19 protein-coding genes and 1 tRNA gene are annotated in these 26,002 nt (G+C 60.7%); 15 read left to right on the top strand and 5 right to left on the bottom strand.

Annotated features, from left to right (window positions below):
• Positions 1–408 precede the first annotated feature (408 nt).
• Positions 409–2,487, bottom strand: coding sequence for an excinuclease ABC subunit UvrB (gene uvrB, locus QZ634_RS03605; protein ID WP_291985651.1), 2,079 nt, complete (start codon positions 2,485–2,487; stop codon positions 409–411).
• Positions 2,488–2,671: 184 nt separating this feature from the next.
• Between uvrB and QZ634_RS03610 the strand changes: the two genes are divergently transcribed.
• The gene (locus QZ634_RS03610; RefSeq protein ID WP_291985653.1) at positions 2,672–3,874 is read left to right on the top strand and encodes an amino acid aminotransferase; all 1,203 of its coding nucleotides are present in this window, start codon (positions 2,672–2,674) and stop codon (positions 3,872–3,874) included.
• A gap of 917 nt (positions 3,875–4,791) precedes the next feature.
• Here QZ634_RS03610 and QZ634_RS03615 read toward each other — a convergent pair.
• A complete protein-coding gene (locus QZ634_RS03615) occupies positions 4,792–6,729 on the bottom strand; it encodes a hypothetical protein (protein ID WP_291985655.1) in 1,938 nt (645 codons plus the stop codon).
• A 311-nt stretch (positions 6,730–7,040) separates the two neighbouring features.
• On the opposite strand from QZ634_RS03615, the gene QZ634_RS03620 reads away from it, so the two are divergent.
• From QZ634_RS03620 to QZ634_RS03660, 9 genes are all read left to right on the top strand, one after another.
• Positions 7,041–7,116: transfer RNA gene (locus QZ634_RS03620), tRNA-Asn, on the top strand.
• Positions 7,117–7,539: 423 nt separating this feature from the next.
• Positions 7,540–8,928, top strand: coding sequence for a hypothetical protein (locus tag QZ634_RS03625; protein WP_291985657.1), 1,389 nt, complete (start codon positions 7,540–7,542; stop codon positions 8,926–8,928).
• A 556-nt stretch (positions 8,929–9,484) separates the two neighbouring features.
• Complete coding sequence (gene mauJ, locus QZ634_RS03630; RefSeq protein WP_291985660.1) at positions 9,485–10,729, top strand: methylamine utilization protein MauJ; 1,245 nt, start codon at positions 9,485–9,487, stop codon at positions 10,727–10,729.
• Between the two features lie 252 nt (positions 10,730–10,981).
• Positions 10,982–11,653 carry a hypothetical protein gene (locus QZ634_RS03635; RefSeq protein ID WP_291985662.1) on the top strand — a complete coding sequence of 224 codons (672 nt, stop codon included), beginning with the start codon at positions 10,982–10,984 and terminating at the stop codon, positions 11,651–11,653.
• 232 nt (positions 11,654–11,885) lie between these two features.
• Positions 11,886–12,233, top strand: coding sequence for a hypothetical protein (locus QZ634_RS03640; protein WP_291985664.1), 348 nt, complete (start codon positions 11,886–11,888; stop codon positions 12,231–12,233).
• A gap of 100 nt (positions 12,234–12,333) precedes the next feature.
• A complete protein-coding gene (locus tag QZ634_RS03645; protein WP_291985666.1) occupies positions 12,334–12,699 on the top strand; it encodes a hypothetical protein in 366 nt (121 codons plus the stop codon).
• A 99-nt stretch (positions 12,700–12,798) separates the two neighbouring features.
• Complete coding sequence (locus QZ634_RS03650; RefSeq protein ID WP_291985668.1) at positions 12,799–13,398, top strand: hypothetical protein; 600 nt, start codon at positions 12,799–12,801, stop codon at positions 13,396–13,398.
• 593 nt (positions 13,399–13,991) lie between these two features.
• The gene (locus QZ634_RS03655) at positions 13,992–14,405 is read left to right on the top strand and encodes an antirestriction protein (RefSeq protein ID WP_291985670.1); all 414 of its coding nucleotides are present in this window, start codon (positions 13,992–13,994) and stop codon (positions 14,403–14,405) included.
• Positions 14,406–15,427: 1,022 nt separating this feature from the next.
• Positions 15,428–16,447 (top strand): hypothetical protein, encoded by a 1,020-nt coding sequence (locus QZ634_RS03660; RefSeq protein WP_291985672.1) that lies wholly within the window; start codon positions 15,428–15,430, stop codon positions 16,445–16,447.
• A gap of 17 nt (positions 16,448–16,464) precedes the next feature.
• On the opposite strand, the gene QZ634_RS03665 is transcribed toward QZ634_RS03660, so the two are convergent.
• Genes QZ634_RS03665 through QZ634_RS03675 form a run of 3 tightly spaced genes read right to left on the bottom strand, consistent with a single transcriptional unit; the run spans position 16,465 to position 18,764 of the window.
• Entirely contained in the window at positions 16,465–18,042 is a 1,578-nt protein-coding gene (locus tag QZ634_RS03665; RefSeq protein ID WP_291985086.1) for an IS66 family transposase, read from the bottom strand.
• A 51-nt stretch (positions 18,043–18,093) separates the two neighbouring features.
• Positions 18,094–18,453: an IS66 family insertion sequence element accessory protein TnpB gene (gene tnpB, locus QZ634_RS03670; RefSeq protein ID WP_291985084.1), complete on the bottom strand. Its 360-nt coding sequence runs from the start codon at positions 18,451–18,453 to the stop codon at positions 18,094–18,096.
• On the bottom strand, positions 18,453–18,764 hold the full coding sequence (locus tag QZ634_RS03675) for an IS66 family insertion sequence element accessory protein TnpB (RefSeq protein ID WP_291985082.1): 312 nt from the start codon (positions 18,762–18,764) through the stop codon (positions 18,453–18,455). Before QZ634_RS03675 ends, tnpB (QZ634_RS03670) begins: the two co-directional genes overlap by 1 nt.
• Positions 18,765–18,859: 95 nt before the next feature.
• Here QZ634_RS03675 and QZ634_RS03680 point away from each other — a divergent pair, with 95 nt between their 5' ends.
• The 5 genes from QZ634_RS03680 to QZ634_RS03700 all read left to right on the top strand — a co-directional run bounded on the left by QZ634_RS03680 (position 18,860) and on the right by QZ634_RS03700 (position 25,410).
• Positions 18,860–20,773 (top strand): phage/plasmid primase, P4 family, encoded by a 1,914-nt coding sequence (locus tag QZ634_RS03680; RefSeq protein ID WP_291985674.1) that lies wholly within the window; start codon positions 18,860–18,862, stop codon positions 20,771–20,773.
• Positions 20,774–21,570: 797 nt separating this feature from the next.
• Complete coding sequence (locus tag QZ634_RS03685; RefSeq protein WP_291985676.1) at positions 21,571–22,767, top strand: site-specific integrase; 1,197 nt, start codon at positions 21,571–21,573, stop codon at positions 22,765–22,767.
• 337 nt (positions 22,768–23,104) lie between these two features.
• Positions 23,105–23,422, top strand: coding sequence for an IS66 family insertion sequence element accessory protein TnpB (locus tag QZ634_RS03690; RefSeq protein WP_291985678.1), 318 nt, complete (start codon positions 23,105–23,107; stop codon positions 23,420–23,422).
• Positions 23,422–23,781, top strand: a complete 360-nt coding sequence (gene tnpB, locus QZ634_RS03695; RefSeq protein ID WP_291985680.1) for an IS66 family insertion sequence element accessory protein TnpB — start codon at positions 23,422–23,424, stop codon at positions 23,779–23,781. Before QZ634_RS03690 ends, tnpB (QZ634_RS03695) begins: the two co-directional genes overlap by 1 nt.
• A gap of 51 nt (positions 23,782–23,832) precedes the next feature.
• Positions 23,833–25,410 (top strand): IS66 family transposase, encoded by a 1,578-nt coding sequence (locus tag QZ634_RS03700; protein ID WP_291985683.1) that lies wholly within the window; start codon positions 23,833–23,835, stop codon positions 25,408–25,410.
• Positions 25,411–26,002: the final 592 nt, after the last annotated feature.

Raw genomic sequence — 26,002 nt, forward strand, 5'->3', positions numbered from 1 at the left:
AGTTTGACAAGCGTTTTTGCATCTATGCCGACTCCGGGAAAGTCAAGCAAGTCCTGCGAATTTGTGAACGGATAACACCAGCCTTGCGCGCCACGGGAAGTGCCTCCCTGGATGCCCAAGGGGACCGTCTGATTCTGTCCAGCATCGAAATGGGTGCAGGCCTGCCGCGCCAGACGTTTGACCCGCAAGAGTTGATGCGTCTGATTAGCGCCGCGTCGAATCTGTTTGAAACGTTAGGCCACCAAGCGCATGAATTGGGGGCGAAGCCCAACCATCATTCACCGGACCTGCGCGAAAAGCCGCGCAGTCGGGTGGATGCAGACGTTCCTGGATGTCTGCTTGGCCATGCGGCGAACGACAGCGTAGGGTCGTTATGCAGAGGTTTACATAGCGACCCCCCAGTGCTTTTCACGCTTCGATGTTGGCCTGCTCGCCGCTGACGCCGAAGACCTGTTGGCGAAGGCGGAAGATCTCGTCGCGGGCGGCGGCGGCTTTCTCGAACTCGAGGTCCTTCGCGTAGTCGAGCATCGCTTTCTCGAGTCGCTTGATTTCGCGCGCCAGTTGTTTCTCGCTCATCGCCTCGTAGTTGGCCTGCAGCTGCGCGGCCTTGCGTTCGCGGCGTGCGTCGTCAATGTCATAGACACCGTCGATGATGTCGGTGATGCGCTTGTTGACGCCTTTCGGGACGATACCGTGCGCTGCGTTGAAAGCGATCTGCTTGAGCCGCCGGCGTTCGGTCTCGGCGATGGCGCGGCTCATCGAGCCGGTGACCCGGTCGGCGTAGAGAATGGCGGTGCCGTTGATGTGCCGGGCGGCGCGGCCGATGGTCTGGATCAGCGAGCGCTCGGAGCGCAGGAAGCCTTCCTTGTCGGCGTCGAGAATGGCCACCAGCGAGACCTCCGGAATGTCGAGACCTTCGCGCAAGAGGTTGATGCCGACCAGGACGTCGAACTTGCCGAGGCGCAGGTCGCGGATGATCTCGACGCGTTCGACGGTGTCGATGTCCGAGTGCAGGTAGCGGACGCGCACCTCGTGTTCGTTCAGGTATTCGGTGAGATCCTCGGACATGCGCTTGGTCAGCGTGGTCACCAGCACGCGCTCGCCGCGACCGACGCGCAGGCCGATCTCGGAGAGCAGATCGTCGATCTGTGTCGATGCCGGACGAACGATGAGCACCGGGTCGATCAGCCCGGTCGGGCGAACGACCTGCTCGACGACCTGACCCTGATGCGTCTGTTCGTAGTCGGCCGGCGTCGCCGAAACGAAAATCGTCTGGCGCAGCAGCGCTTCGTACTCGGCGAACTTGAGCGGCCGGTTGTCGAGCGCCGAGGCCAGGCGGAAGCCGTAGTTGACCAGGTTCTCCTTGCGCGAGCGGTCGCCCTTGTACATGCCGCCGACCTGGGGGATGGCGACGTGCGACTCGTCGATGAACATCAGCGCGTCGGCGGCCAGGTAGTCGATCAGCGTCGGCGGCGGCTCGCCGGGCTGGCGCCCGGAGAGATGCCGCGAGTAGTTCTCGATGCCCTTGCAGAAGCCGAGCTGGTCGAGCATTTCGAGGTCGAAACGCGTGCGTTGCTCGATGCGCTGCGCCTCGACGAGGCGACCTTCGGCGTGGAAGAAGGCCGTACGCTCGCTGAGTTCGCGCTTGATCGCCTCGATGGCGCGCAGGACGGTCGCCCGTGGCGTCACGTAGTGCGACGACGGGAAGACGGTAAAGCGCTTCAGGCGGCCCTGTAGATGCCCGGTCAGCGGGTCGAAAAGCTGCAGGCCTTCGATCTCGTCGTCGAACAGCGAGATGCGGATCGCCTGCTCGGCGTGCTCGGCGGGAAAGACGTCGATGATGTCGCCGCGGACGCGAAAGACGCCGCGGCGGAAGTCGGTCTCGTTGCGCTCGTACTGCATGGCGACCAGGCGCTTGATCACCTCGCGCTGATCGATGCGGTCGCCGACGCGCATGGTCAGGATCATCTTGTGGTATTCGTCGCGGTCGCCGATGCCGTAGATGCAGGAGACGGTGGCGACGATCACGCAATCGCGACGTTCGAGCAGGCTCTTGGTCGCCGACAAACGCATCTGCTCGATGTGCTCGTTGATCGACGAGTCTTTCTCGATGAACAGATCGCGCGCCGGAACGTAGGCTTCCGGCTGGTAGTAGTCGTAGTAGGAGACGAAATACTCGACGGCGTTGTCCGGAAAGAACTCGCGGAACTCGGCGTACAGTTGCGCGGCCAGGGTCTTGTTCGGCGCCAGCACCAGCGCCGGGCGGCCGCTGCGGGCGATGACATTGGCCATGGTGTAGGTCTTGCCCGAGCCGGTGACGCCCAGCAGGGTCTGGAACGAGAGGCCGTCGGCGAGTCCGGCGAGCAGTTGCTCGATCGCCGCCGGCTGGTCGCCGGCAGGCAGGAAGGGCTGATGGAGGCGGAAGGGGCTGCCCGGGAAGGTGACCACCGGGTGCTGCTTTTCGGGCGATTGGATGGCGGCTGACATGCTAGAATTTTACGTTGTTTCAGGACCGCTCGGCGCCGTGCGCGGCGTTTGCCCAACCTGTCCGGAAACAATGCTTTTTTCGACGCTTCGTTTTTCCCGCGACAGTTTGTGCCACCCGGGGCCTGCCTGGCAGGCCCGACCGGAAATGGCATCGCCCAGCTACCGGCCAACTTAGGAACAAGACATGACCGCCTCGCTTTTCGCCGCCGTTGAAATGGCTCCCCGCGACCCGATTCTCGGCCTCACCGAATCCTTCAACGCCGATACCCGGTCGACCAAGGTCAACCTCGGTGTTGGCGTGTATTTCGACGACAACGGCAAGATCCCGCTGCTGGCGGCTGTCAAGGCGGCCGAGAAAACTCGCCTGGAAGCCATGCCGCCGCGCGGCTACCAGCCGATCGACGGCCTTGCCGCCTATAACCAGATCGTCCAGAAGCTGCTCTTCGGCGCCGATTCGGCATTGCTCGAAGCGGGTCAGGTCGCGACCATCGAAGCACTCGGCGGCACCGGCGCGCTGAAGGTCGGTGCCGATTACCTGCGCCGACTGCTGCCCACGGCCAAGGTTTTCATCAGCGATCCGAGCTGGGAGAACCACCGCGCGATTTTCGAGTACGCCGGTTTCGAGGTCGATTCGTATCCCTACTACGACGCAGTCAGCCGTGGCGTCGATTTCGCCGCCATGAAGAGCGGCCTGAACGCCCTGCCGGCCGGTTCGATCGTCGTCCTGCACGCCTGCTGCCACAACCCGACCGGTGCCGACCTCAGTCACGCGCAGTGGCGCGAAGTGATCGAGACGATCGGCGCCCGCGGGCTGGTGGCCTTCATCGACATGGCCTATCAGGGTTTCGCCGACGGCATCCGGGAAGATGCGCAGGCGCTGCAGATGTTTGCCGCATCGGGCCTGCAATTCCTCGTCGCCAGCTCGTTCTCCAAGTCCTTTTCGCTCTACGGCGAGCGGGTTGGTGCCCTGTCGGTGGTCACCGCCAGCCGCGACGAAACGGCACGTGTTTTGTCGCAGATCAAGCGCGTCGTGCGGGCCAACTACTCGAACCCGCCGACCCATGGCGGCGCCATTGTCGCCGCCGTTCTGGCCAGCGCCGAGCTGCGCCAGATGTGGGAAGTCGAACTTGCCGAGATGCGCCAGCGCATTCTGGCCATGCGCGTCAGCCTGGTCGACAAACTGCAGGGCAGGGGAGTGAGCACCGACTTTTCCTTCGTCACCCGGCAGCGGGGCATGTTCTCCTACACCGGGCTCGAAGTCGCACAGGTGGACCGCATGCGCGACGAGTTCGGTATCTACGCGGTCAGCACCGGGCGCATCTGCCTGGCCGCGCTGAACACCAGGAACATCGACTACGTCGCCGACGCCATCGCTGCAGTGCTCTGATGTAGTGCTGCATTCCTGACGAGGTTTTCCGCGACGGCTGAGAGCAGCGCGAAAACCTTGTGCTGGCTGAAATCCGCATGTTCGCCGCCGCGGTGGCCCTCGTGGCCACCGCCGGCGCTCATGCCCCAGCCACCGTCATTGCGAGGAGGCGCAGCCGACGCGGCAATCCAGTTCCATTCTCTGACTGCTGGTGCGCCGCATTCCCCAGGAGAAAAACAAAACCGCTGGATTGCCGCGTCGGCTGCGCCTCCTCGCAATGACGTGCCGGGTGGCGTGTTGCCGCCTTCCCGACGCGATTTTGCGCAACCCGGATCGCAGCGCGAACCCCGTGTGGTGGCTGGATTTCGCCCGCTCCATACTACTACCCTCGTCGCCAAAATCCGGGCCAGCATTCCCCGTCCACCGTCATTGCGAGGAGGCGCAGCCGACGCGGCAATCCAGTTCCATTCTCTGACGGCTGGTGCGCCGCATTCCCCAGGAGAAAAACAAACCTCTGGAATGCCGCGTCGGCTTCGCCTCCTCGCAATGACGTGCGGGTGGCGTGGCGCCGCCTTTCCGCCGCGACTTTGCGCAACCCGGATAGCAGCGCGAACCCCGTGTGGTGGCTGGATTTCGCCCGCTCCATAGCGCTACCCTCGTCGCCAAAATCCGGGCCAGCATTCCCCGGCCACCGTCATTGCGAGGAGGCGCAGCCGACGCGGCAATCCAGTTCCATTCTCTGACGGCTGGTGCGCCGCATTCCCCAGGAGAAAAACAAACCTCTGGATTGCTGCGTCGGCTTCGCCTCCTCGCAATGACGTGCGGGTAGCGTGTTGCCGCCTTCCCGGCGCGACTTTCAGCAAGCTGGAGCGCTTGCTTGAAACCCCGTCGCCGGCGCTTTCTTCGCAGCCACTGCGCGCGTCACCCCTGCTGGTGGTCTATCTGCTTTCCAGTTGCGGCGTCTTCAGCGTACCGCTGATCGCCACCGGAACGGTCGCATCGGCCCGCCCGCGCATCTGGACGTCCATCCGGCCACGCAATTGCAGGTCGCTGCTCACTTCGAGCTGACCGGTGGACTGCATCGTTCCCGCCTGGAGAACCAGGCGCGAGAAGCGATAGCGCTCGGGGGTCAGGCGGATCGCGCCGGACAGCTGCTCAAAGCGGGTGGCGCCGCCGAGCGTTGCCGGCGTTCCGGATGCACGGCGAATCGCCTCGGGAAGGTCGATCCCGCCCAGGCTTCCCCTGGATATCGTGAAGTTGCCCTCGGCATGCACCGCCTGAAGGATGGCGGGCCAGGTCCTGGCCATTGCCGAGAAGCGCAGGTCGCCGGCAAGATCGCCCTCGAACTGATCGCCGACGCCCAACGCCGCGCCGAAGCCCTGTGCCCTGATCCGTTCGAAGGCGATCTCGCCGGCCATCGCCGGTGGCCCGTCGGAACGCAGGATCACCGCGCCGCTTACCCGGCCCGAGAAGATGCGCAAGTCCATCTCCTCGATGACGAACACCGGTCCGTCCACCTTGCCCTTGAAAGCGAAGGAGTCGAAGCGATACGGCGACTTCGGCGACGGCCGCCAGGCGACTCCCTCGGCGGTAACCGCCAGCTGATCGGCGGCGGGTTTGGCCTCGACCTTCATGCTGCGGTCCGCCGATCTCAGCGCCACGGACTGCAACAGGCCATCCGCAGACAATGCCAGTTCGCCGTTCAGCTCGGCAAAGCCAAGCCCTGCAAAGCTGACCTTCGCCCTGCTGATGGTCACGCGCTGCACGCTGGCTCCGGCAGACTCCCGCGCCGCCGCTTCGAACATCCGCGAAAGGCTGGCAATAGCTTTTGCGGTCAGCTCGATGTCGCGCAACTCCATTTCCCGGAAAACGATTTTTGTTGAGAAGAGCGTGTCGAGCTCTGGCCGGAGGCGAAGTTCGGCGATGTGAATCTGCTCCCCGGCCGTGGCGTCTCCGACGCGCACGTTGGCCAGCAGCAGGCCCGGCAGCGGATAGAAAGTAACGCTCATATCCTCGACGCTGGCTTTCTGGCCAGTGCTTTCCGCGAGGGCGCTTTCCAACTCGGGAAGGTAGCGCGAATACGGAAAGAGAAGGGTAATCAGGACCAGCAGAACGCTCAACGCCACCACGCCGAGCAGGGCGACGAGCGGCCAGGTCAGGTGTATGCGGCGGCGGCGGAGTGGCTTGAGGTCGGGCCCGTCGCCCGCACTGCTGTCTTCGCTCGCGCCGCCCAGAAAGGCCTTCACCCGGGCGAGGAAAGTCGGCGCCGGCGCGACGCTGCTCGCCGGCCAGACTGCTGGCACCTCCGGCGTCGCTTCTTCCTTGGACAGGAAGACGGTGCGCGACTCGGGACCGGTCAGCGAATCGGTCGGCGGCGATGATGGTGGCGAGGTCGATGGCGATGGTTGCGAGATCGGCAAAAATGAGCGTGCGCCGTTCGAGAACCGCTCGCCGTTGTCTTCCGAGCCGGGAACCAGCCGTGTCGCGTCGTCGGTATCGGCCTGGGCGTCCGCGTCGGGCAGGGAGGGAGGAGCGGGTGGCGCCGCGGCTTTCTTGCCAAATAGGGAGAATTCGGAAGCCGGTTGGCCAGCCTTGCTGCGAATCTGTTGTGCCAGCCGGCGGCCATTTTTCCACACCGAGTCCTCGTCGACCCGCCGCTCGATGAAACCATCGGCCTCGAGCTCAACCAGCGCGCTCTGCGTCAGTTGAGCGTTGCCCGTCTTGTCGCACAACTCGGCTACCGTGGCGTTGCCGTCCACCAGAATCAGCACCATGCGGAGGTTTCGCTGGACGACTCGCGTCCGCTGCAACATCGCGTCTTCGCCGGATGTCGTCTTGGCGTAAATCAGCTCGGAGTCAGGCAGTTCAGGTTCCATGTTCTCAGTGGCGTCGTGCTGGCTAACGACTGAAGGTTTTCGACTTTACCGCACAAACGCATTGTGCACCTTGTTGCCGTGCGCGGAAAGTCGGAGATGGCTGGCGTGTCGGTTTGAAGCCTGCGGCTGGACAGTGCGCAGGCAACACGCGGCGCCTCGTGTCGACGGCCTGGCAGTGGCCAGGGCCGATGCCAGCGGCCTGCCGCAGAGTTGCCGGCGCGGCCCTGGCCCGCTTCTCGGACAAATGCCCGTTTGCCGTTCGGAAGAGTTGACGAACCGCATCCGAGTGGCTAGAATCCGCCCTCTCGTGTTCCTCGATAGCTCAGTTGGTAGAGCGTCGGACTGTTAATCCGTAGGTCCCTGGTTCGAGCCCAGGTCGGGGAGCCACAGAAAATTCCTAGTAGTACAAGCGCTTAGCCCAGCCCTCGCGGTTGGGCTTTTTGCGTTTGGGGGTGATGGCCGGGCCTATACCGAGCTGGGGGTGGGGCGGTGTGTGGCGGGGGCGGGCGGCGGACAGGGCCGGGAGTGGTGCGTCCATGTCCGTGTGTGCTGCCCGGGGTCCGTGTCGGCGCTTCGGCCGGCGGGTCTTCTGGCAGTGCCGTGGCCCATTGGCGAGCGTTGATCTACCACTGGCTTCATGCCAAGCGATTGACTTCGGGCTGTCCAGCTTTACAATCACCGTAGCGACCGCCGGTGTGGCGGTCCAGTCCAACAACGTCTATTTTCTGCCGTAAACCGCTATCGGTTGAGCCGGGCGATTTCCGGGTGGAAGGTAGATTCTCTTCGTTGGGCATTCAAAGGGCCCACCACATGCAAGATCCCAACGACTCGCCGGAAATCCCAGAGCCCGAATCTAATCTTGATGAGTACATTCTAGATCCCGAGAGGCCGCTAGTGTTGTTATTGGGTTGGGTCGATCACGAAGGGATTCTTAGCTCGCTGAAGGCAACGGGGCGCCAGTACAAAAAAAAGATCCTTGACTCACGTCCCGAGAACTGGGAAACCATCACAGAGCTGTTCAGCGAGTTCGATGTCTCGTCCGTCCTAGGCAAGTTCTCTGGTCCCGTACTATCCCTCATGGAGAACCCAGATTACGTCAAAGTTCGCGAGAGTCTCTTTGAGCGAATTGGGGAAGTTCCTAATCAGATCTTTGTCTACGACGATCTTATTCAAGGAGAGCAAGCTGATGACGTTGGTGGAAGACTGAATCCTTATCCGCCGCAGGATCAGCGCGACGCTGCACTTGAGTTTCTGCGTCGTAATAACGTCGAAATCGTTCCGTACCGAACCAGAGCCGAAGTCACCGTACTAGCTGAATCCTTTCTCGACGAACTGGATCGCAATCTTATCTTTCGCCTGTACGTCCCCAGCGGGAGATTATGGTCAGCAGAGGCAGACAAATTTCTACAACTTTTCCAAGATTACGTAGCTAAAGTTGATCGGCTCGCAGTTCGCCTCGATCAAAAGCGCACCGATTACGGCGTGATCTATGAATTTCATGGAGAACCGCCACCAGGCGAGGTGAGTCTGACCGCTGAATTTCAAGAGTTCTCTAAACTCATGGACCTCTGCGCAAGCGACACCGACGCGGCAGCGACTATTCTTAGGTCCAAGAACCTCGGTGCACGAGAAATAACACGGGTATTGGAAAAGTATTCGAAGGAAGTCCGTAGACTACAACTGGACATTAAGCATGACGCCGAGAGCAAGATAATTGCGATTCGTCATCGACTTGAATCCGAGCTTATCGAGTACAATCCGACACAGGAGGATTGGACGACTATTGCGTCAATCGTGAATGCAGTCGTCCCAACGTTTCCGATTGGTCTTCCAGCTCCCACCTGCTCTATCTCGACGCTACCGCCGCTTTCGAACAGATCTGCCACAAACATTACCTACAACTTCCGACCGCAGTTCGTGAACACCATGAACGGCGTCATAGCTGAGGAAGTTCATGGGAACCAGCACTTCGCGCCGGAGCATCATCAACTTCTGGACTTGATACGCGTCCACGGCGGGCAACAAGCCAAAAAGCTGGAGACTGCGGTATACGAAGTTGCTGATAAAGGAGTGGACCAAGTAGATCGGCTTCGAGCGAAACAACGGATCAAAGCATTTCTGTTGGCGGCCGGCAAGAAAACGGGTGATATGGCGTTCTCCTTGCTTCAGAAATACCTCGAAACGCAGATGGGCTTTTAGCACTTGGTGCGGTAGCCGCATACTGAATATGGTTGGGTCGTGCGAAGCCACGATCTGAACCGTATGTTGGACGAAACTCGCCGGTGAGTTCCACTGGCGGGCTACCCCAGACACATTGACTTGGGAAGTGCCACGGTTTGCAACTGCAGCGTGACGGCGTGGGCTTGAGGGCGAGTTTAAGCCGGTACATTGCCGCGGGCGAAGCCCGATTTAGGCGTCGGTGAACGGAATATGGGACCAGATATCATTTGATATGATTATATCTAGAGTGCACGATAGTGAGCGGAGCACTGTCAAGGTGGGCGCAGTTTTCGTACCAGTTACGGAAATTGAGCCCGGCCCATCATGTTCAGAAAGGTATCACTGACAGCCGTGCTAATGCGATGGGTTGCGAGAGCGCTGTCAGCGTCAGCCTGCCGTTCGACCGGATAGAATATGCAATCTAGGTGGGAAGCGGGACCTGGCCAGAATTGGACGTTCGGGCCTGCTTCCAAAAATGGCCAGTTTTTGCCGGAAGGACAGCCGTTTATGTCTAACCAGAATTAGCGAGACGAAGATGCAATACGCGGCAAATTTTGAGATCAAGGCTGAATTTTCTGTTATTGCAGACGATCTAGTGCTGAGAATTCAGCACCCGAGAGGGCTTTATAGAGCGCGAATCCAGAACATTAAGCGCGCAGATTATACAACGCCATTTCTTCTGTCTCTGCATCTGTACTTTGATGCCCCATCATTGGATGAAGCCAAAGACGTCTCAGATGATTTGCTGACTGCTTGCTTGAACATTATTACATTCGTAACCGGAGCAAGATTGGAGCGCCACCGCGTAAGACAGATAGTCGAGGTGGTAGCGGGAAGCGCTGAAATGATGTCGGCTTTGATTTGGGGGGGCGCCGTCGAGTACATGGATCCGCAACCCTACCTAGATGCAGAAATCGCCAGCTCTATAGAAAAACTGCTGGAGTTCGATACGCCACCGGCGATTCGCCGCGCCTTGGGATGGTACCGAATTGGGGTCAACGAAACAACACGAGACGATCAATTTATGTGCTTCTGGTTTGCGGTGGAGATTCTTGGGGAGTACCAGAAGTCGTCTGAAAAAGTCACTGACAAATGCCCAAGATGCCGGTCAGCGCTTTATTGCGAGTCGTGTAATACGCATCCAGTCCATAAGCCGTATGCGAAACAGGCTATACGGTCTGTATTGAAGGCTGCCGATGAGAGTTGCGACGATGCGACAATCGACCGTTTGGATAAAACTCGGAACAGTTTGATGCACGGCGCAACACTGAAAGAGATCGAAGACTCGCTTCCGGACCCGCATGAACAAATTGTCGACGTGTTGGGGCGTTTGGTTTGGAGGGCTTTGATCAATCAATTTCCCTCGGAAATTTTCAAGGACCGATTGCGTTTTGGTTATCCAAATACCTACGTCTCATACACGGCCCATAGCATCGCAAATGTCAAGACAGTAGTTCCAACCAACGCTGATGGCGATCTAGAGCTCAACCGTCTTGGGGTGAAGGTGGACATGGTGCCTTTTGGTCCGCCACAAAGCGCACGACCAACGATTATATCTATGAGCGAACCCCAGTATGAGTTATTAAGGCGGCTAACCGCGGAAGCCGGCGATCACCAAGAAATGTGCCGGCGAATAACCCAGCAGATCGAGGCGATCGACGGGCGAATTCATGCCATGGTGTTGTCCACTGATATGGCGGTAATCAAAGCTGCTATTGAGTGCGGAAAAACCGGCCCTTGGCAGGACCTTTTTCGCGAGATTGTAGGTAGAGCAGCATAGTCTCTTACGCCACTTGTGAGAACGGCGCGAGTATCCGGGACGGACCACGGTCTCCGCGACCCCTAGTACCAGCCAATAGCGATGCTATCTGACGCCTCCTGATATCACTCTACTGACCCCGCTAGTCGAAAGGCTCGCGGGGTTTTTCACGTCTACACCGCGGAAAGCTGACATCGGCCTATCCCGCCCAAGTCGAAGCGCCAGAACCCCAACCACCAGAAATCCCCAAAATCCCCAGCCCAGGAGCCGCCCATGAAGAAACTCGCCACCGCCATAGCCATCACCGCCGCACTCGCCGCCGCCGCAACCCATCAATACCTCCACGCCTCCACCGACCCTCAGCAATCCGACCTCCAATCCAAGCTACACGTCATGGAGAAAACCCTCTCCGAGACCCGGCAAGACCTCCTCGGCTACACCACTTTCACCCAATATCTGGAGGTCACCAAGAAAGCCATCTCAGGCCGGACGAAATTCCTTGCCGCCAGGATCGACCGAAACTACGTCCATGTCGAGCACATCAACAGGTCAGCCCTGGGCATCAAGTCGGACGCCACCATCATCCTGAACTACGCGGTGGAGTATTCCGTCGGCTACGACCTGAGCCCCGAGAGTTTCAGCGTTTCGGGAGACGCCACCGGCATCACCGTGACGCTGAAGAAGCCGGAACTCGTAGCGTCGCCGGCCATCGGGGCAATTTCCCATGAAATCCCCGGCAAGGGGCTGCTCATCGACGAGAAAGAGCTGGTGATCGCCCTGCAGCAGCAGCTGACTACCGCCGCCGAGAAGCAGGGACACGCCATCAGTATGGAAGAAGCAGTGATCGCCCTCTGCGAGCGGAAGCTCGGGGAATTCCTGCGCGACTTCCTGGCGAAGCAGCCGAACGTTCGCGCCGTCCCGATGATCACGTTCGCGTATCGCTGAGCCGCAGCACCAATCCACGTAGCACCCAGCACCGCAGCACCGAAACACCGCAACACTAACCAGTTTTCACCCGCCGAGCTCGTCCATTTCACAGTGGTCGGGCATTTTTTTCGTCCCCGAAAGGAGTTCCAAATGTCATTCACCATCACCGATCAGCTTCCAAATGATCATCGCACCGCACATCGCCGCAATAGCCACCAACCGCGTTCCCTGCCCACCCAGGAGGCGCCCCATGCTCGTCCTTCGTGATCCCGAGGCCACCCGCAGCATCGCCGCCCCGGAGATACGCCGACTCGTAGAGCAGCGCTTCCTCGATATCTGCGCCGAGGAGCCCTACGAGCCAGACTTGCACGGCTACATGATCGTCGTCGAAGCCGGCGACAGCGTTCAGGACCTGGAGGAGGAGAGCGGCTGTCCTGTTTCATGCTTCGAAGTCCTGGAGGAACTGGACACCTGCTACGAAATGGTCTTCGTCCCCGGCGACGGCGATTTCGGTGTCGTGATCTTCATCCCCAAGCTGGCCGGTATCGATCCCGACCTTCTCGCCGTGTGTGCCGAGTATGCAGTCCCGGCGCCCTGAAGCGTACCAAGCAGTCCAGCCAACCGACGTCACTTTCCATCATCACCAGCCACCCTGGCCTTCACGGTCTCGGTGGCTTTTTTCATTTCTGGAGCCCGTTATGCAGAACCACCCGATCCCCAAAGACGCCATCGTTATCGAGATGGTGGACCGCCTCGGTGAAGACGACCGCGAAGCCTTCGAGGAACGCGCCGCCATCATCGAGTACGACGGCCAGCTGCCGCGTGCCCACGCCGAATGCCTCGCGCTGCTGGAGGTACTGCGCCGCGATCAGTCGGCGGTGCGTCATGTAGTCGTCATGCAGGCTGAAATCGACGGCGGTACCGAATGGCTGCTGACCACAGACCTTGCCTTCGCCCGCGCACACCTGGCGGACATCGGGGGCAGGGAAGTCGCCGTTCTCGATCCAGCTGATGTCATCCACGAGCAGTACGGCGGCGTCGCAGTCCTGGGCACGCTCCGCTGAAGCTCGTTCCACGCTCGACTGATGCGCCAATCCGACCATCTTATATGGATGAAGAAATCCATCACTCACGATCCACCCACCACTTGAAGGAGTCACGCAATGAAGAAAGCAGTACAGAAAGCAGCGGCACCGGAAGCCAGTAGCACGGCGACCAAGGCATCCACCGGGAAGCCGAGCACTACCAAGGCCACCACCGAGCCACCCCTGCGCATCCTGAAGATCGCCCGCTGCCCGACGGTCTCCGGGAAATCCACCCTGACGTATCACGTTGGCTGCACCCCGGAATCGGCCATCAAGATTCGCCTGTATGGGAACACAGGGAACGGCTTCCTGAATCAGGACTGGATAGCCTGGACGGCGATTCAGGAGAAGCTTGAGCTGCACAGCCCTTTCACCTCGCAGGTGCTGCACGCGCTTTTCAGCGGGAAGTCACTGAACAGTCCCGGCTTTCTGATGGCGGTGCTCAGGGCCGAAGGCGTGGTGAAGTCTTCGACCGTGAAAGGGCGCTGCTATGAGCTGACGAAGGACTCGGGGTTCCTGGCCGAGATCGAGCGGCTGATGGCGTCCAGCGTCGATCTTGATGCGGATACGGAGGGCAGAGAGGAAGCCAAAACGGCGGCGAAGTCCAAGCCCAGGAAGCAGGCGGGTGAAGCCGAAGCCACGACTGAAGCACCCACCGACGTCGATACCGGCACCTGACCGTTCGTTCCGTTCGTTCGAGTTGTAGTCCGGCGGTGCCTTCCAAGGTGCGTCCGTAACTCGAAGAAACGTAAGGCTTTCTCCGAGGCGTCACGGAGGCACCGCGCAATACCGACCCTATACCGACCCGGCACCGAGTTTTCGTTGCGTACCACTGCTTGGCAGCCCTGGGTTTCACCAATTCGATCTTTCCACTTTCCAAACCAAAGGAGTCCCGATGTTTGAACTCGTTATTACTGTCCTGCTTGCCAGCCTGACCGGCTTTGGGGCCACCGCGGCGCGAATTCTCTGGGCCGCGGCCGTGATCATTCCGTCGTAGCCATCCCGTGGCCACTCATCCAGCATCTTTCTCTTCGATCTGACGATTCGCCGCTTCATCGCTACACCGTCTTGCCGCATCGCCGTTTCACCGCTTCATCGCATCACCGTTAGTCCGTCCCGCCCCGTCTCGATCGCTTCCCGATAGCCCCGGCAGTGGCAAGTATCCGCTTCACGCGGAGGGCGGCGTTCGTCCAGAGAAATGCCGTCGGGAACGGGCAGGGCGGGGCTGACGTTTTTCTACTCGACCTTTCCAACTTTCACAGGAGTACAGCATGACCACGACCATCGTCACTGCCGACCTCGTACCTGAAGCGCGCCGCCTGCGCATCGCCGCGACACTGTTCGGCGTGCGCTTTCCGCTGCAGCTGGAGCCGACCGTCTATCAGTTCGCCGAATTCCTTTCCGGCGACTATCGTGGCGGCTACTGGCATTTCTACACCTTGAGTAACGGCGGGTTCTACATGGCTCCTTCCCGGGAGAAGTTCTTCGCCGTCAGTGCCGAGAATGGCTACGAGGGCGAGCTCTCGGGTAATGCCTTGGGGGTCACGGCCTGCCTCTATGCCTACAGCCACCTGTCGTTCCGAGAGGATGACTTCGCCGAGTCATGCGCCGAGCACTATCACCGGCTGAGGGAGTTCGCCCTGAGGCATCCCGAGGCAGCGGGGATTCTGGCGGCGATCGACTGACCCGGGGGGCCGGGGCGCGGCGGCGGCCGGCGAGGGCGGGGCCCCGGGCGCGCGGGTCGCGCCCGACTGGGGGCCGCGCGGGTCCGAGGCGGGGCGATCGCGGGGCCGGGATGACCACCCCCATCCGGCGGCCCGGGCGCGTCCCCTGGGCCCGGGTTTTGGCCGCGGGGTCCGGCGGCGGCGGCGGTCGGGGGCGGTCGGCGGCGGGCTGCTCCCACGTGCTCGTCATACGGGAACGTCTGTCTGACCGACGCGCACGCTCCCCTCGGATTTCCCGATTTTTCCACTTGCTGCGAAATCTATGGGGCCGTTGCCCGTCCGTCTGTCGAGAAGGCTGCGAAGCGGGAAAAGTGGGCTTTTCAGGGTGGCGTCGGCCCCCGGTAGAGAGCGGATATGGGATGTGGCGGCTGCGACGGCGAACGCTTGGGTGTCGCGTTCATGGCCCGCTGCCGTTCCGGGCGGGGCGTCGCCGAGTCATGACCCACGCACTATTACAGGCTGCGGGAGTGTGCCCGGAGGCATCGGGAGGCGCGGCCAGTCTGACGCTTAGCCGAACGTCGCGTTCATGGCCCGGATTGGCGTTGGGAGGCGGAATCCCGAATCAATTTTACCATCTCGCCTTCAGATCGACGAGGTGCGGCGGGGATGATGTCAACCGTATGGCTACCGGCAAAATAGACAGCAAGTAGATAAAGATAAATGTTGCGCTGCGAAGCTCGGTGCCGTATAGTGTGTGCCGGCTTTCATTCAACGGCTCGGGTGGATTTCTACCAAAGCTTAAAGAATAGCCGGAACTACCGACCGCACAAACGCAGGGCCGTACGTTTTTCCAGCGATTGTCGTCTATCAGACTATTGGTTGGCCTACCGATTCCCACGAGGTAGATGCCGATAGTCGTTGCCAAGTGGAGCCGTACCCCGCAAAGGGAGTATGAGGGATAACAAAGCTATCAGCTTTGCGCCCGCTCTCACTGGTGCCATCACCTCCCCTGCGGGCGCAAATCCTTTATCGGAGAAGCGCCGTTGTATAACTCCACCACAACCACGCCTGCCACTTCGTCGCAGGAATCCCTCGCACCATCAACCTCACCAACCGAAGTCTACGGCGGTGAGCTAAGCGCCGCCGTGATCACCGTCGTCCGCGACCCGCAACACCCCCTCGGAAAACGCTTCGCGCGAAACCCGGACGGCACTGTCAGCAAGCAGCCATCCGTCAATATGTCCTTCGGTCTCGCGGTCATGCGCCGTGTCGAGACGCACGAGGACCTTGCTGAACTGCTGTCAAGCGTCGGCGACGACCCGCACGCTGCCATCATCAACGCCGTGTTCGACGGCATCGATGTCGGTGAAGAATTCCTGATACTGTCCGCGCGAGAACTCGAAGAGCACCTCGGCATTCCGATGGCCGACCGCGAAAAACAGAAAGGTGTTCACCAGATTACCTATAAGGGTAAGCAATACAAGGCAACCGGGCGCTTTAAGGAAAACGTCCGTCCATCCTGCTGGCAGCTTCTCGACCGCGACATCGACGTTCACACCCCTCCACAGTTCGCCAAACTGTCTTTTGAAGACTGGCTTCTGGCAGTCGGCAAGATACTGCCGGGCCTTGATAAGACTTCCTACGTCAAAACCGAATCGACTTCCGCGCGTGTAGTGTGCGATGGAGCGCCCGTCGGCGGTGGTAACGGCCACGTCTGGATAAAAATGGCCAACCGTGAGGATGTTGAGCGTATCCGCACAGCATTGATCATATGCGCGGCGCAAGCGGGCCTAGCCTGGAAAAAGCCAAAGTTCAGTAAGCGGGAGGAAGGTGTCGTCGTTGGCAACAGTCTGGCGACCCTCATCGACCCAAGCGTCTGGATGCCAGGTCGTCTCGTCTTCTGCGGCCAGCCATGCGTCGGGGAAGGACTAACGATCGTGCCAGTAACGGCAGTCGTTCACCAGGGGGAATGCGATCACTTGAAAACGGTATCGATCGTCTTGCCTGATGCCAAGGTGATTCGTGACATTACCCGGAAAGCCGGCGTCGAGAGTAAGCGGTAACTACGCGGCGTCAGGCCCTACGTGCCGAGGCGGTACAAAGGCGTGCGAAGTGGATCGGCAGCGAAGAGCTGCTTCCAGAGACGAGGCGTGAGTTCCCGGACGCGCTCTGCCGGATGCTGGCCGACGCGCTGTAGCACATCGACCAGATAGTCGTACGGGTCGATCTGGTGCAATCGACAGGTGGCGATCAGGCTGTGGATGATCCCCACCTGCCTGGCGCCCAGTTCGGTCCAACAGAACAGCCAATTGCGGCGCCCCATCGGGATCACGCGCAAGGCACGCTCAAGGTGGTTGGTATCGATCGGCACGTCCGGGTCGGTGAGGAAGACCTCCAGTCCGTATCGTCGGTCGCGCGCATAGGCAAGCGCCTTGGTCAGCGGATTGCTGGGGAGCAGTCCTTGGGCCGCGAAGCGTTCGCCGATCCAGGCGAAGAAGCGCTCGACGATCGGCTTGGCATGCGCCAGGCGATAGTCCCGCTTGCCGGCGCCAGAGAGCTTCTCTTCCCGGATGGATTCTTCCACTTGATAGAGCGCACCGATCAGTTCCAGCGCCTGGCCCGCCGCTTCCGGCTCGACGGTTTGTGCCTCGAAGAAGTTGCGGCGGGTATGCGTCCAGCACTGGGCATGGGTGATCCCGGTCCTGGTCGCATAGTGCGCATAGGCGTGGTAGCCATCCGACAACAAGACCGCCCGCTCGGCGGGCGTCAGTCCCAGCGCCGCCTCGACGTGTTTGATCTCCCGGCTCGGGAAGAACGGGAAACAGATTTCGTCCAGTTCGCCATAGACTGGCCAGAAGAAGGCTTTCTTCAGCTTGCCCGGTCCCGCCTGTCCGGCCTTGATCGGCGTCTCGTCCATGGCCTTGACGCGTGACTCGCGAATCGAGGCGAACTGGGCCTCGTAGATCGGTTCGAGCAGGGCGATGCCCTGTTGCGCGATCTGTGTCAGCCAGGGCCGACTGACCGTGATCCCGGCGTCGGCGAGGCGCTGGTGCTGGCGATACAGCGGCAGGTGGTAGGCAAACTTGTCGAGCAGCAAGCCGGCAACGAAGCTCACGTCGGCCCGGCTGCCGTCGATCACCCCGGCCGGTGCGGCAGCGCAGACGAGCGCTTCGCTGGCCTTGATCTTGACCACCGGCCGCCGATACTTGATCACCACGTAGCTTCCCGGCCGTTGCGCCAGGCGATAGCTTTCCTTGTGGCTGATCACCTCATAGTCTTCCGGACCCAAGCCGTCGGTTTCCGGAGCATGGAGCTCGATCACTTCGACCGGCACCCGCGTCTCGTCGAAGAAAGGAACCGCCTCGTCATCCCGGGTCCGGGTTGCCGGCTTGCGGGTGTGGGCGGCCACCGGCTGGCCTGGGGGCGCTGGTAGCGTCGGCTGGGTGAGCAACTCGCCGAAAGTCATCTGGCCATTCGGCCCGGTCTCGATGCGTCGTTCGCTCTTCTGCCCGAAGAGCTGGCGCTTGAACCAGTCGAGTTGCTGTTTGAGGGCGGTGACTTCCTGGCGCAGGGCGCCGATCAGTTCGACGATCTGTTGCGGGGTCAGTGCGGCCGCCTCGTCGAGGCTTGGGAAAGGGATCGCAAGCGCCGGATTCATGCCGCTATTATACCGCGAGAGTCGTCTTCAAGACGCTGTTTAACATACATTTTATGTACATTTCTTGCTGTTTTTCGGGTGCTGATAACGCTTCTTGAAGCGCTTGGGCTCGATGCCTTCCAGGAGTAGTTTCAGGCCGGTCCAGTCGATTTCCCGGGTGCTCACCTTCGACCAGTCGGAGACGAAGCGACCGGCTTCGAGGCGCTTGGCCCACAAGCAGAAACCCGTGCGATCCCAGTAGAGGACCTTCACCTGCGTGGCGCGGCGGTTGAAGAAGGCAAACAGCTGTCCGCTCAAGGGGTCCTGACCGAGCGCGTGGCGAGTCAGTGCGTACAGGCCGTCGAAGGAGTTGCGCAGGTCGACGGGGCGGCCATAAACATGTACCCGGATCTGGCCTTCGGGGAAGAACATCAGCCGCGCACCAGGTGTAGCTGCAGGCCGCCGCCGAGATCCAGGGTCAGCTCGATACGTCCCGACCGCCCGGTTTCGCTTTGCAGCGGGCCGACATCGACGAAGCCTGTCGACGCCGAGTTGACCAAGGCGTCGCATCGGCCCATCGGCGCGCCCAGTCGGCTGCGCCACCGGTAGAAGCTGGTATCGCTGATGCCTTCGCGATTGCAGAAGGCCTCCACCGCCAAACCGCTGCCAAAAAATCGCGACAGCACCTGCCGCCACTCGTCCGCGCTACGCCGTGCCCGCCGGCTCTCTTGATTCGTTGCCATCTTGACCTCCTCATCTTCTCGCGTGTCAATGAGGAAATTGTCGACGCCAGCGCCGCGCCTGGGAAGAACGCCGCAGAGTTACCGGTTACGTCGAGATGTCGGCCACGACGGACCGCGACGGCTTGAGGATCGCGACCAATGGTCTGACTCTGGCGACCGAGATCGAAACCAAGGACCATGGCATCTTAAGCGTCCGCGGCATGATCGAGCGGGGCTTTACCGGCAAACAGCGCTGCCAGACGCCGTTTCGGGAGTCCAGCAGCTACGCCGCTTTTTATAGCGTCAATGCCGCTGGCAGGCCCTTCGTCTATGACGTCGGCACCAATACCACCCACTGGCTCAATGACTTCGAGGCTGAGGATGCCAAGCTCATCAAAGCGGATGGCGTGTTCGGCAAGGTGCTCCAGGCGGTCAAGGAAGACGGCGCAGCTGCGCTTGAAGACGCTGCGATCGAGGCACTGGCAGCCATCAAGCAAGCCAGTCCTTCCGAGTACCAGCGCAAGCGGGCAGTGCTCAAGCAGGCAAACCGCCAGGTTTCGGTGACGGCGGTCGATAGTGCGGTTAAGTCGAAACTGATGGCAGCCGGCTCCGCGCAGACGCACCACGGATACGCCACCTGCGTGTTAGTTGACTTAACGGAAAACGAGTGGCCACCAGTTGGTTGGCAAAGGGATTTGTATGTGGTGAATCTCGAGAGCTCAATATGGGAACGCAAGCCCGTCGAGGCTTTGATTCACCTCGTCGCCGAAAGGCATGATGGCAAAGCCTTCTGCTCCCGCAGCTCTGAGTACCGCTCGGTTGCCTTGCATGCCATTTCACTTGCTACTGATGACTCGTTTTTTTCGGAGGGCCCTACAGGTCTCGCTTGCCCGGGCGGGTTTTACCAGATTTCTGGTAAGGAGATAAAAACCGAGCGGTTGACGCCGGACCACCGGCAGCGCGTGATGCTCTCGTTCGATCCCAAGGCGATGCCGACGCCCATGTTCGATAAGTTCCTGCACGAAACGTTCGAGTCCAAGAATGAGGGTGAGGAACAGCAGCAACTCGCACTCGTGCAGGAAATTGCCGGCGGCATCATGTTCGGCATCACACCCCGGTACCAAGTCGCTGTTCTGTTTTACGAGCCGTTCGGTCGCGCCGGCAAGGGGACCGCTGAAAGGCTGTTCAGAGCATTGGTGCCGAAAGAATTCGTAACGGCGATATCGCCTTTCAACTGGGATGACGATTATCACGTCGCGGCGCTATCTGGTAAGCGCCTGAATGTCGTCGGTGAACTATCCGACAGTAGACCGATTCCGGCGTCGGATTTCAAGACGGTTATTGGCGGCGATCTAATTACTGGACGTCATCCAACCGAGAGACCTGTCAGCTTCACGAACGATGCCACGCACCTGTTCATGTCGAATCATATGATAACCACCAAGGATCAGAGCGAGGCCTTCTTCGCACGTTGGAAGATAGTTGAGTTCCCGAACAGTCGCCTGCGTTCAGGGCTGCCGCTGGATGAGAATTTGGCTCAACGAATTATCGATAACGAACTCCCCGGGATCGCATATTGGGCGATGGAAGGCGCGGCCAGATTATTGCGGAACGGGAAATTCTCGGCATCCACCGCTCACGATCGTCTGATGGCCAAGTGGCGACGCAGTACGAATTCGCTGGAGGAGTTCATCCACGAATGCTGTGATATTTTGCGGGATAGTGCCTACAGACGGTCGAAGCTTTACGAAGATTACACTAAATGGTGTTCAGAGAATGGCCGAAAGCCGTTTTCTAAGAGCCGTGTCAAGGAGCTGCTGGAGCATAACATTGGGATGGGTATCCGCCTCACGGAACTGAATGGTTATGAGACCTTCCGTGGTATCAAGCCGAAGTTGACGCCTGAGACCGCTAAAAACTCTGGATCGTACGGTCCGCAGTTTTTTGCCAGTTCGGACGATTCTGCGCCGCCTTTGCCCGATGCAGCACCGTCGGATCAGGCTGACGACGACGGGAAGGAGACCTTCTAACGGGATCAGGGAAAAGTGGGTTTTTCGGCCGGGGGCTGACCTCGCGCCGGGAAGCGACTGTCCGTCCGGAGTCCTCTCGCGAGGGCCGAGGGCGGGCAGTCGAATTTCCCGATTTTCCCACTCTCGATTTTCGCGGTCGGGAAAAGTGGGTTTTTCCGTCACCGGGGGTCTCTCCACTGGGAATGTCTATCGTCCCAAGTGAAGTGGTTGCCGATCCCCAGTCCCTCTCGCGAAGGCCGAAGGCGGGGCATCCAATTTCCCGATTTTCCCACTCTCGGTTTTCGGGGTCGGGAAAAGTGGGTTTTTTGGTCGCCGGGGGGGTCTCCACCGGGAATGCCTATCGTCCCGAGTGAAGTGGTTGCCGATCCCAGAGTCCCCTCGCAGAGACTGAGGGTGAGGTGCCGAGTTTCCCACTTTTCCCACTCTTGTTTTTTCGGGATCGGGAAAAGTGGGTTTTTTCAACCGCGGACTCGCCTCCACCGGGAATGCCTATCCGTCGCCCAAGTCCTCTCCCAGGGGCCCGATGGGGGCGAGTCGAATTTCCCGATTTTCCCACTACCTCGATTTTCGGGAGTGGGAAAAGTGGGTTTTTGGCCGGGGCGCGGCCCTTTCGCCGGGGACGACTCCCGGACCCGGGTTCCCAAGTCCTCTCCCAAGGGGCCGACGGGGGCGCGTCGAATTTCCCGATTTTCCCACTTTCGCCGGATCGGGGCGCTGGACGGCCCTGCTTTTCCTGATCACCGCATCGCCATTTCCGTAGCACACCCCTTTCCATTCTCAATCTTGGAGGCTTCACCATGCCCGTCGTAAAACTCACCCCGAGCTTCATCGCTCACCAACTGCTCTGCCCGGAAGGAAAATCCCGCATCGAGATGTGCTGCGCTGAAACACCCGGCCTGTACATCGAAGTGCGCGCCACCAGCCAGGGGCAGGGCACCTATTACCTGCGCTATAAGGATGTCAATGGCAAGACCTGTCACCAGAAAGTAGGCCGCACGATCGACCTTTCGCTCACCGAGGCACGCAAGCAGGCGAAGTCACTCAGGGCAGAAATCGCTCTCGGTGCCGACCCTCGCGGGCAGGCCAAGGCGCAGAAGGAAGTCCTGACCTTCGCCGAGTTCTTCGAGGGGCATTACCTTCCCTACGTCACGCCGCGGAAACGCAGCTGGCTACGGGACGATGAGCTCTATCGCCTGCGCATCAAGGAAGTGTTCGGCAGCAAGCGCCTGAACCAGATCACCCGCCAGCAGCTGCAGACGTTCCATACCGCGCTGCTGGAAAAGGGACTGGCGCATGCCACCTGCGACCATCACCTGAAGCTCCTGAAGCACGCTTTCAACCTGGCCATCGACTGGGGGCTGACCGACAGTAACCCGGCGGTGCGCGTGCCAATGTTTAATCGCGATAATAAGGTCGAGCACTACCTGGACGGCGATCAGCTCGAACGATTGCTGTCCGTGCTGCGTGACGATCCGAATCGCGCGGTCTGCGGGATCGCCCTGTTTCTGCTATCGACGGGCTGCCGCTTGAACGAGGCACTCTCGGCGACGTGGGAGCAGGTGAATCTTCAGAATCGTGTCTGGCGAATCCCGGCCTTGAATTCGAAGTCCAAGCGTATCCGCTCGGTGCCTCTGAATGATACGGCGATCGGAATTCTGTCCCGGCTCGACACGGTGGGCGGGGACGGCTATCTGTTCATCAACACGCAGACGGGAAAGCCCTACACGACCATCATGAAGGTCTGGTCGCGGTTACGCAGCAAGGCCGGGTTACCGCAGCTGCGCATTCATGACCTGCGTCACCAGTTCGCCTCGTTTCTGGTGAATAGCGGCAGGACGCTGTACGAGGTGCAGAGCATCCTGGGCCACAGTGATGCGAAGGTGACGCAGCGGTACGCGCATCTGTCGTCGAGATCGTTACAGGACGCCGCGAATACGGCTTCGGTGATGATTCAGGGGGGCGGCGGCGTGGGCGGCGGCGTGACCGGAGGGTAGGCGGTGGCGGTGTGAACGGCGGGTAGGTGGAGGGGCCCCGGGCGCGAGTTGGTCCCGAGTGGGGGCCGCGCGGGTCCGGGGCGGGGTAATCGCGGCGCCGGGATCACCGCCCCGTTTCGGTGGCCCGGTCGCGTGTTCTGGGGCCGGGGTTTGGCGCGGGGGCGGGGGCGGTCGCGCAGCGAGGAGGGCTGTTGGCGGTTGCTGCGGGAGGTTTGACTCGCCCGAGGCTAAGAAGCAGCGTTCCGAACGTAACCGGTAACTCCGCGGCGTTCTTCCCAGGCGCGGCGCTGGCGTCGACAATTTCCTCATTGACACGCGAGAAGATGAGGAGGTCAAGATGGCAACGAATCAAGAGAGCCGGCGGGCACGGCGTAGCGCGGACGAGTGGCGGCAGGTGCTGTCGCGATTTTTCGGCAGCGGTTTGGCGGTGGAGGCCTTCTGCGATCGCGAAGGCATCAGCGATACCAGCTTCTACCGGTGGCGGAGCCGACTGGGCGCGCCGATGAGCTGGTCCGACACCTTGGTCAACTCGGCGTCGGCGTCGGCAAGCTTCGTTGATGTTGGTCCGCTGCAAAGCGAAACCGCGCGGCCGGGACGTCTCGAACTGACCCTGGACCTCGGCGGCGGTCTGCAACTTTACCTGGTGCGCGGCTGATGTTCTTCCCCGAAGGCCAGATCCGGGTACATGTTTATGGCCGCCCCGTCGACCTGCGCAACTCCTTCGACGGCCTGTACGCACTGACTCGCCACGCGCTGGGTCAGGACCCCTTGAGCGGACAGCTGTTCGCCTTCTTCAACCGCCGCGCCACGCAGGTGAAGGTCCTCTACTGGGATCGCACGGGTTTCTGCTTGTGGGCCAAGCGCCTCGAAGCCGGTCGTTTCGTCTCCGACTGGTCGAAAGTGAGCACGCGGGAAACCGACTGGACCGGCCTGAAGCTCCTCCTGGAAGGCATCGAGCCCAAGCGCTTCAAGAAGCGTTACCAGCACCCGCAAAATGGCAAGAAACGGACATAAAATGCATGTTAAACAGCGGCTTGAAGACGACTCCCGCGGTATAATAGCGGCATGAATCCGGCGCTTGCGACCCCTTTCCCAAGCCTCGACGAGGCGGCCGCACTGACCCCGCAACAGATCGTCGAACTGATCGGCGCCCTGCGCCAGGAAGTCACCGCCCTCAAACAGCAACTCGACTGGTTCAAGCGCCAGCTCTTCGGGCAGAAGAGCGAACGACGCATCGAGACGGGTCCGAATGGCCAGATGAGTTTCGGCGAGTGTCTTCCACCGCCGACGCTACCGGCACCCCCGGGCCAGCAGGTAGCCGCCCACACCCGCAAGCCAGCGACCCGCCGCCAGGACGACGAAGCCGTCCCGTTCTTCGACGAGTCACGCGTGCCGGTCGAAGTCATCGAACTCGCGGCTCCGGAAACCGACGGCCTTACTGCGGAAGAGTACGAGGTGATCAGCCACAAGGAAAGCTATCGCCTGGCGCAACGGCCGGGAAGCTACGTGGTGATCAAGTATCGGCGGCCGGTGGTCAAGATCAAGGCCAGTGAAGCGCTCGTTTGCGCCGCCGCACCGGCCGGGGTGATCGATGGCAGCCGGGCGGACGTGAGCTTCGTTGCCGGCTTGCTGCTCGACAAGTTTGCCTACCACCTGCCGCTGTATCGCCAGCACCAGCGCCTCGCCGATGCTGGCATCACGGTCAGTCGCCCCTGGCTGACGCAGATCGCGCAACAGGGCATCGCCCTGCTCGAACCGATCTACGAGGCCCAGTTCGCCTCGATTCGCGAGTCACGCGTCAAGGCCATGGACGAGACGCCGATCAAGGCCGGACAGGCGGGACCGGGCAAGCTGAAGAAAGCCTTCTTCTGGCCAGTCTATGGCGAACTGGACGAAATCTGTTTCCCGTTCTTCCCGAGCCGGGAGATCAAACACGTCGAGGCGGCGCTGGGACTGACGCCTGCCGAACGAGCGGTCCTCTTGTCCGACGGTTACCACGCCTATGCGCACTATGCGACCAGGACCGGGATCACCCATGCCCAGTGCTGGACGCATACCCGCCGCAACTTCTTCGAGGCACAAACCGTCGAGCCGGAAGCGGCGGGCCAGGCGCTGGAACTGATCGGTGCGCTCTATCAAGTGGAAGAATCCATCCGGGAAGAGAAGCTCTCTGGCGCCGGCAAGCGGGACTATCGCCTGGCGCATGCCAAGCCGATCGTCGAGCGCTTCTTCGCCTGGATCGGCGAACGCTTCGCGGCCCAGGGGCTGCTCCCCAGCAATCCGCTGACCAAGGCGCTCGCCTATGCGCGCGACCGACGATGTGGACTGGAGGTCTTCCTCACCGACCCGGACGTGCCGATCGATACCAACCACCTTGAGCGTGCCTTGCGCGTGATCCCGATGGGGCGCCGCAATTGGCTGTTCTGTTGGACCGAACTGGGCGCCAGGCAGGTCGGGATCATCCACAGCCTGATCGCCACCTGTCGATTGCACCAGATCGACCCGTACGACTATCTGGTCGATGTGCTACAGCGCGTCGGCCAGCATCCGGCAGAGCGCGTCCGGGAACTCACGCCTCGTCTCTGGAAGCAGCTCTTCGCTGCCGATCCACTTCGCACGCCTTTGTACCGCCTCGGCACGTAGGGCCTGACGCCGCGTAGTTACCGCTTACTTCCGAACGGCCGCCTTCCACGTCTTGTGCACCAATAAGATGACCTGTAGCCGACGGTCAAGATTGGCGGTCGTGACAGCGGCAATTCAACTTCGCTGTCGGCAACACGAAGACACCGTGTGGTATTCCGCCGTGCTATTCTTGACCGACCCTCGGAAACTTTGAAGTGGAAACCATCAGTGTGGCTGCGGGATGGACTTGCTCGGCAGTTGGCGATCAAGAGCCACTAACCAAGAGCCTGAATAGAAGAAGAGGATGACCCGGGCCTGCCCGTGCTGGCCACATGTGAGAGCCTGATCGGCGAAACCGCAGTCGATTTGACGCTTTGATGGCTGTTGCCGTCCGCAGAAATCTTCTCAACCACGGGGCGCTGACGTTGCTTGGGAGAAGCCACTAAAATGGGACAAGGTGCTGCAATTGTGGCCGAAATGAGTGGTTAGCCGTGAAACGAACGCTATATCACATCCTTGGTGTCGACTCCAAGGCGAGCTTCCAAGAAATCAGGCTGGCGTACCAAACGCGGCTTGACGAGCTTGCTACTACTCCAACAGTCGACCCGAATGC

The sequence above is a fragment of the Candidatus Accumulibacter sp. ACC007 genome (assembly GCF_907163205.1).
Classification (GTDB): Bacteria; Pseudomonadota; Gammaproteobacteria; order Burkholderiales; family Rhodocyclaceae; genus Accumulibacter; species Accumulibacter regalis.

Excerpts from the sequence above, each read along its gene's own strand:
- uvrB (WP_291985651.1), bottom strand. The coding sequence starts at position 2,487 with ATGTCAGCCGCCATCCAATCGCCCGAAAAGCAGCACCCGGTGGTCACC.
- QZ634_RS03610 (WP_291985653.1), top strand. The coding sequence starts at position 2,672 with ATGACCGCCTCGCTTTTCGCCGCCGTTGAAATGGCTCCCCGCGACCCG.
- QZ634_RS03615 (WP_291985655.1), bottom strand. The coding sequence starts at position 6,729 with ATGGAACCTGAACTGCCTGACTCCGAGCTGATTTACGCCAAGACGACA.
- QZ634_RS03625 (WP_291985657.1), top strand. The coding sequence starts at position 7,540 with ATGCAAGATCCCAACGACTCGCCGGAAATCCCAGAGCCCGAATCTAAT.
- mauJ (WP_291985660.1), top strand. The coding sequence starts at position 9,485 with ATGCAATACGCGGCAAATTTTGAGATCAAGGCTGAATTTTCTGTTATT.
- QZ634_RS03635 (WP_291985662.1), top strand. The coding sequence starts at position 10,982 with ATGAAGAAACTCGCCACCGCCATAGCCATCACCGCCGCACTCGCCGCC.
- QZ634_RS03640 (WP_291985664.1), top strand. The coding sequence starts at position 11,886 with ATGCTCGTCCTTCGTGATCCCGAGGCCACCCGCAGCATCGCCGCCCCG.
- QZ634_RS03645 (WP_291985666.1), top strand. The coding sequence starts at position 12,334 with ATGCAGAACCACCCGATCCCCAAAGACGCCATCGTTATCGAGATGGTG.
- QZ634_RS03650 (WP_291985668.1), top strand. The coding sequence starts at position 12,799 with ATGAAGAAAGCAGTACAGAAAGCAGCGGCACCGGAAGCCAGTAGCACG.
- QZ634_RS03655 (WP_291985670.1), top strand. The coding sequence starts at position 13,992 with ATGACCACGACCATCGTCACTGCCGACCTCGTACCTGAAGCGCGCCGC.
- QZ634_RS03665 (WP_291985086.1), bottom strand. The coding sequence starts at position 18,042 with ATGAATCCGGCGCTTGCGATCCCTTTCCCAAGCCTCGACGAGGCGGCC.
- tnpB (WP_291985084.1), bottom strand. The coding sequence starts at position 18,453 with ATGTTCTTCCCCGAAGGCCAGATCCGGGTACATGTTTATGGCCGCCCC.
- QZ634_RS03675 (WP_291985082.1), bottom strand. The coding sequence starts at position 18,764 with ATGGCAACGAATCAAGAGAGCCGGCGGGCACGGCGTAGCGCGGACGAG.
- QZ634_RS03680 (WP_291985674.1), top strand. The coding sequence starts at position 18,860 with ATGTCGGCCACGACGGACCGCGACGGCTTGAGGATCGCGACCAATGGT.
- QZ634_RS03685 (WP_291985676.1), top strand. The coding sequence starts at position 21,571 with ATGCCCGTCGTAAAACTCACCCCGAGCTTCATCGCTCACCAACTGCTC.
- QZ634_RS03690 (WP_291985678.1), top strand. The coding sequence starts at position 23,105 with ATGGCAACGAATCAAGAGAGCCGGCGGGCACGGCGTAGCGCGGACGAG.
- tnpB (WP_291985680.1), top strand. The coding sequence starts at position 23,422 with ATGTTCTTCCCCGAAGGCCAGATCCGGGTACATGTTTATGGCCGCCCC.
- QZ634_RS03700 (WP_291985683.1), top strand. The coding sequence starts at position 23,833 with ATGAATCCGGCGCTTGCGACCCCTTTCCCAAGCCTCGACGAGGCGGCC.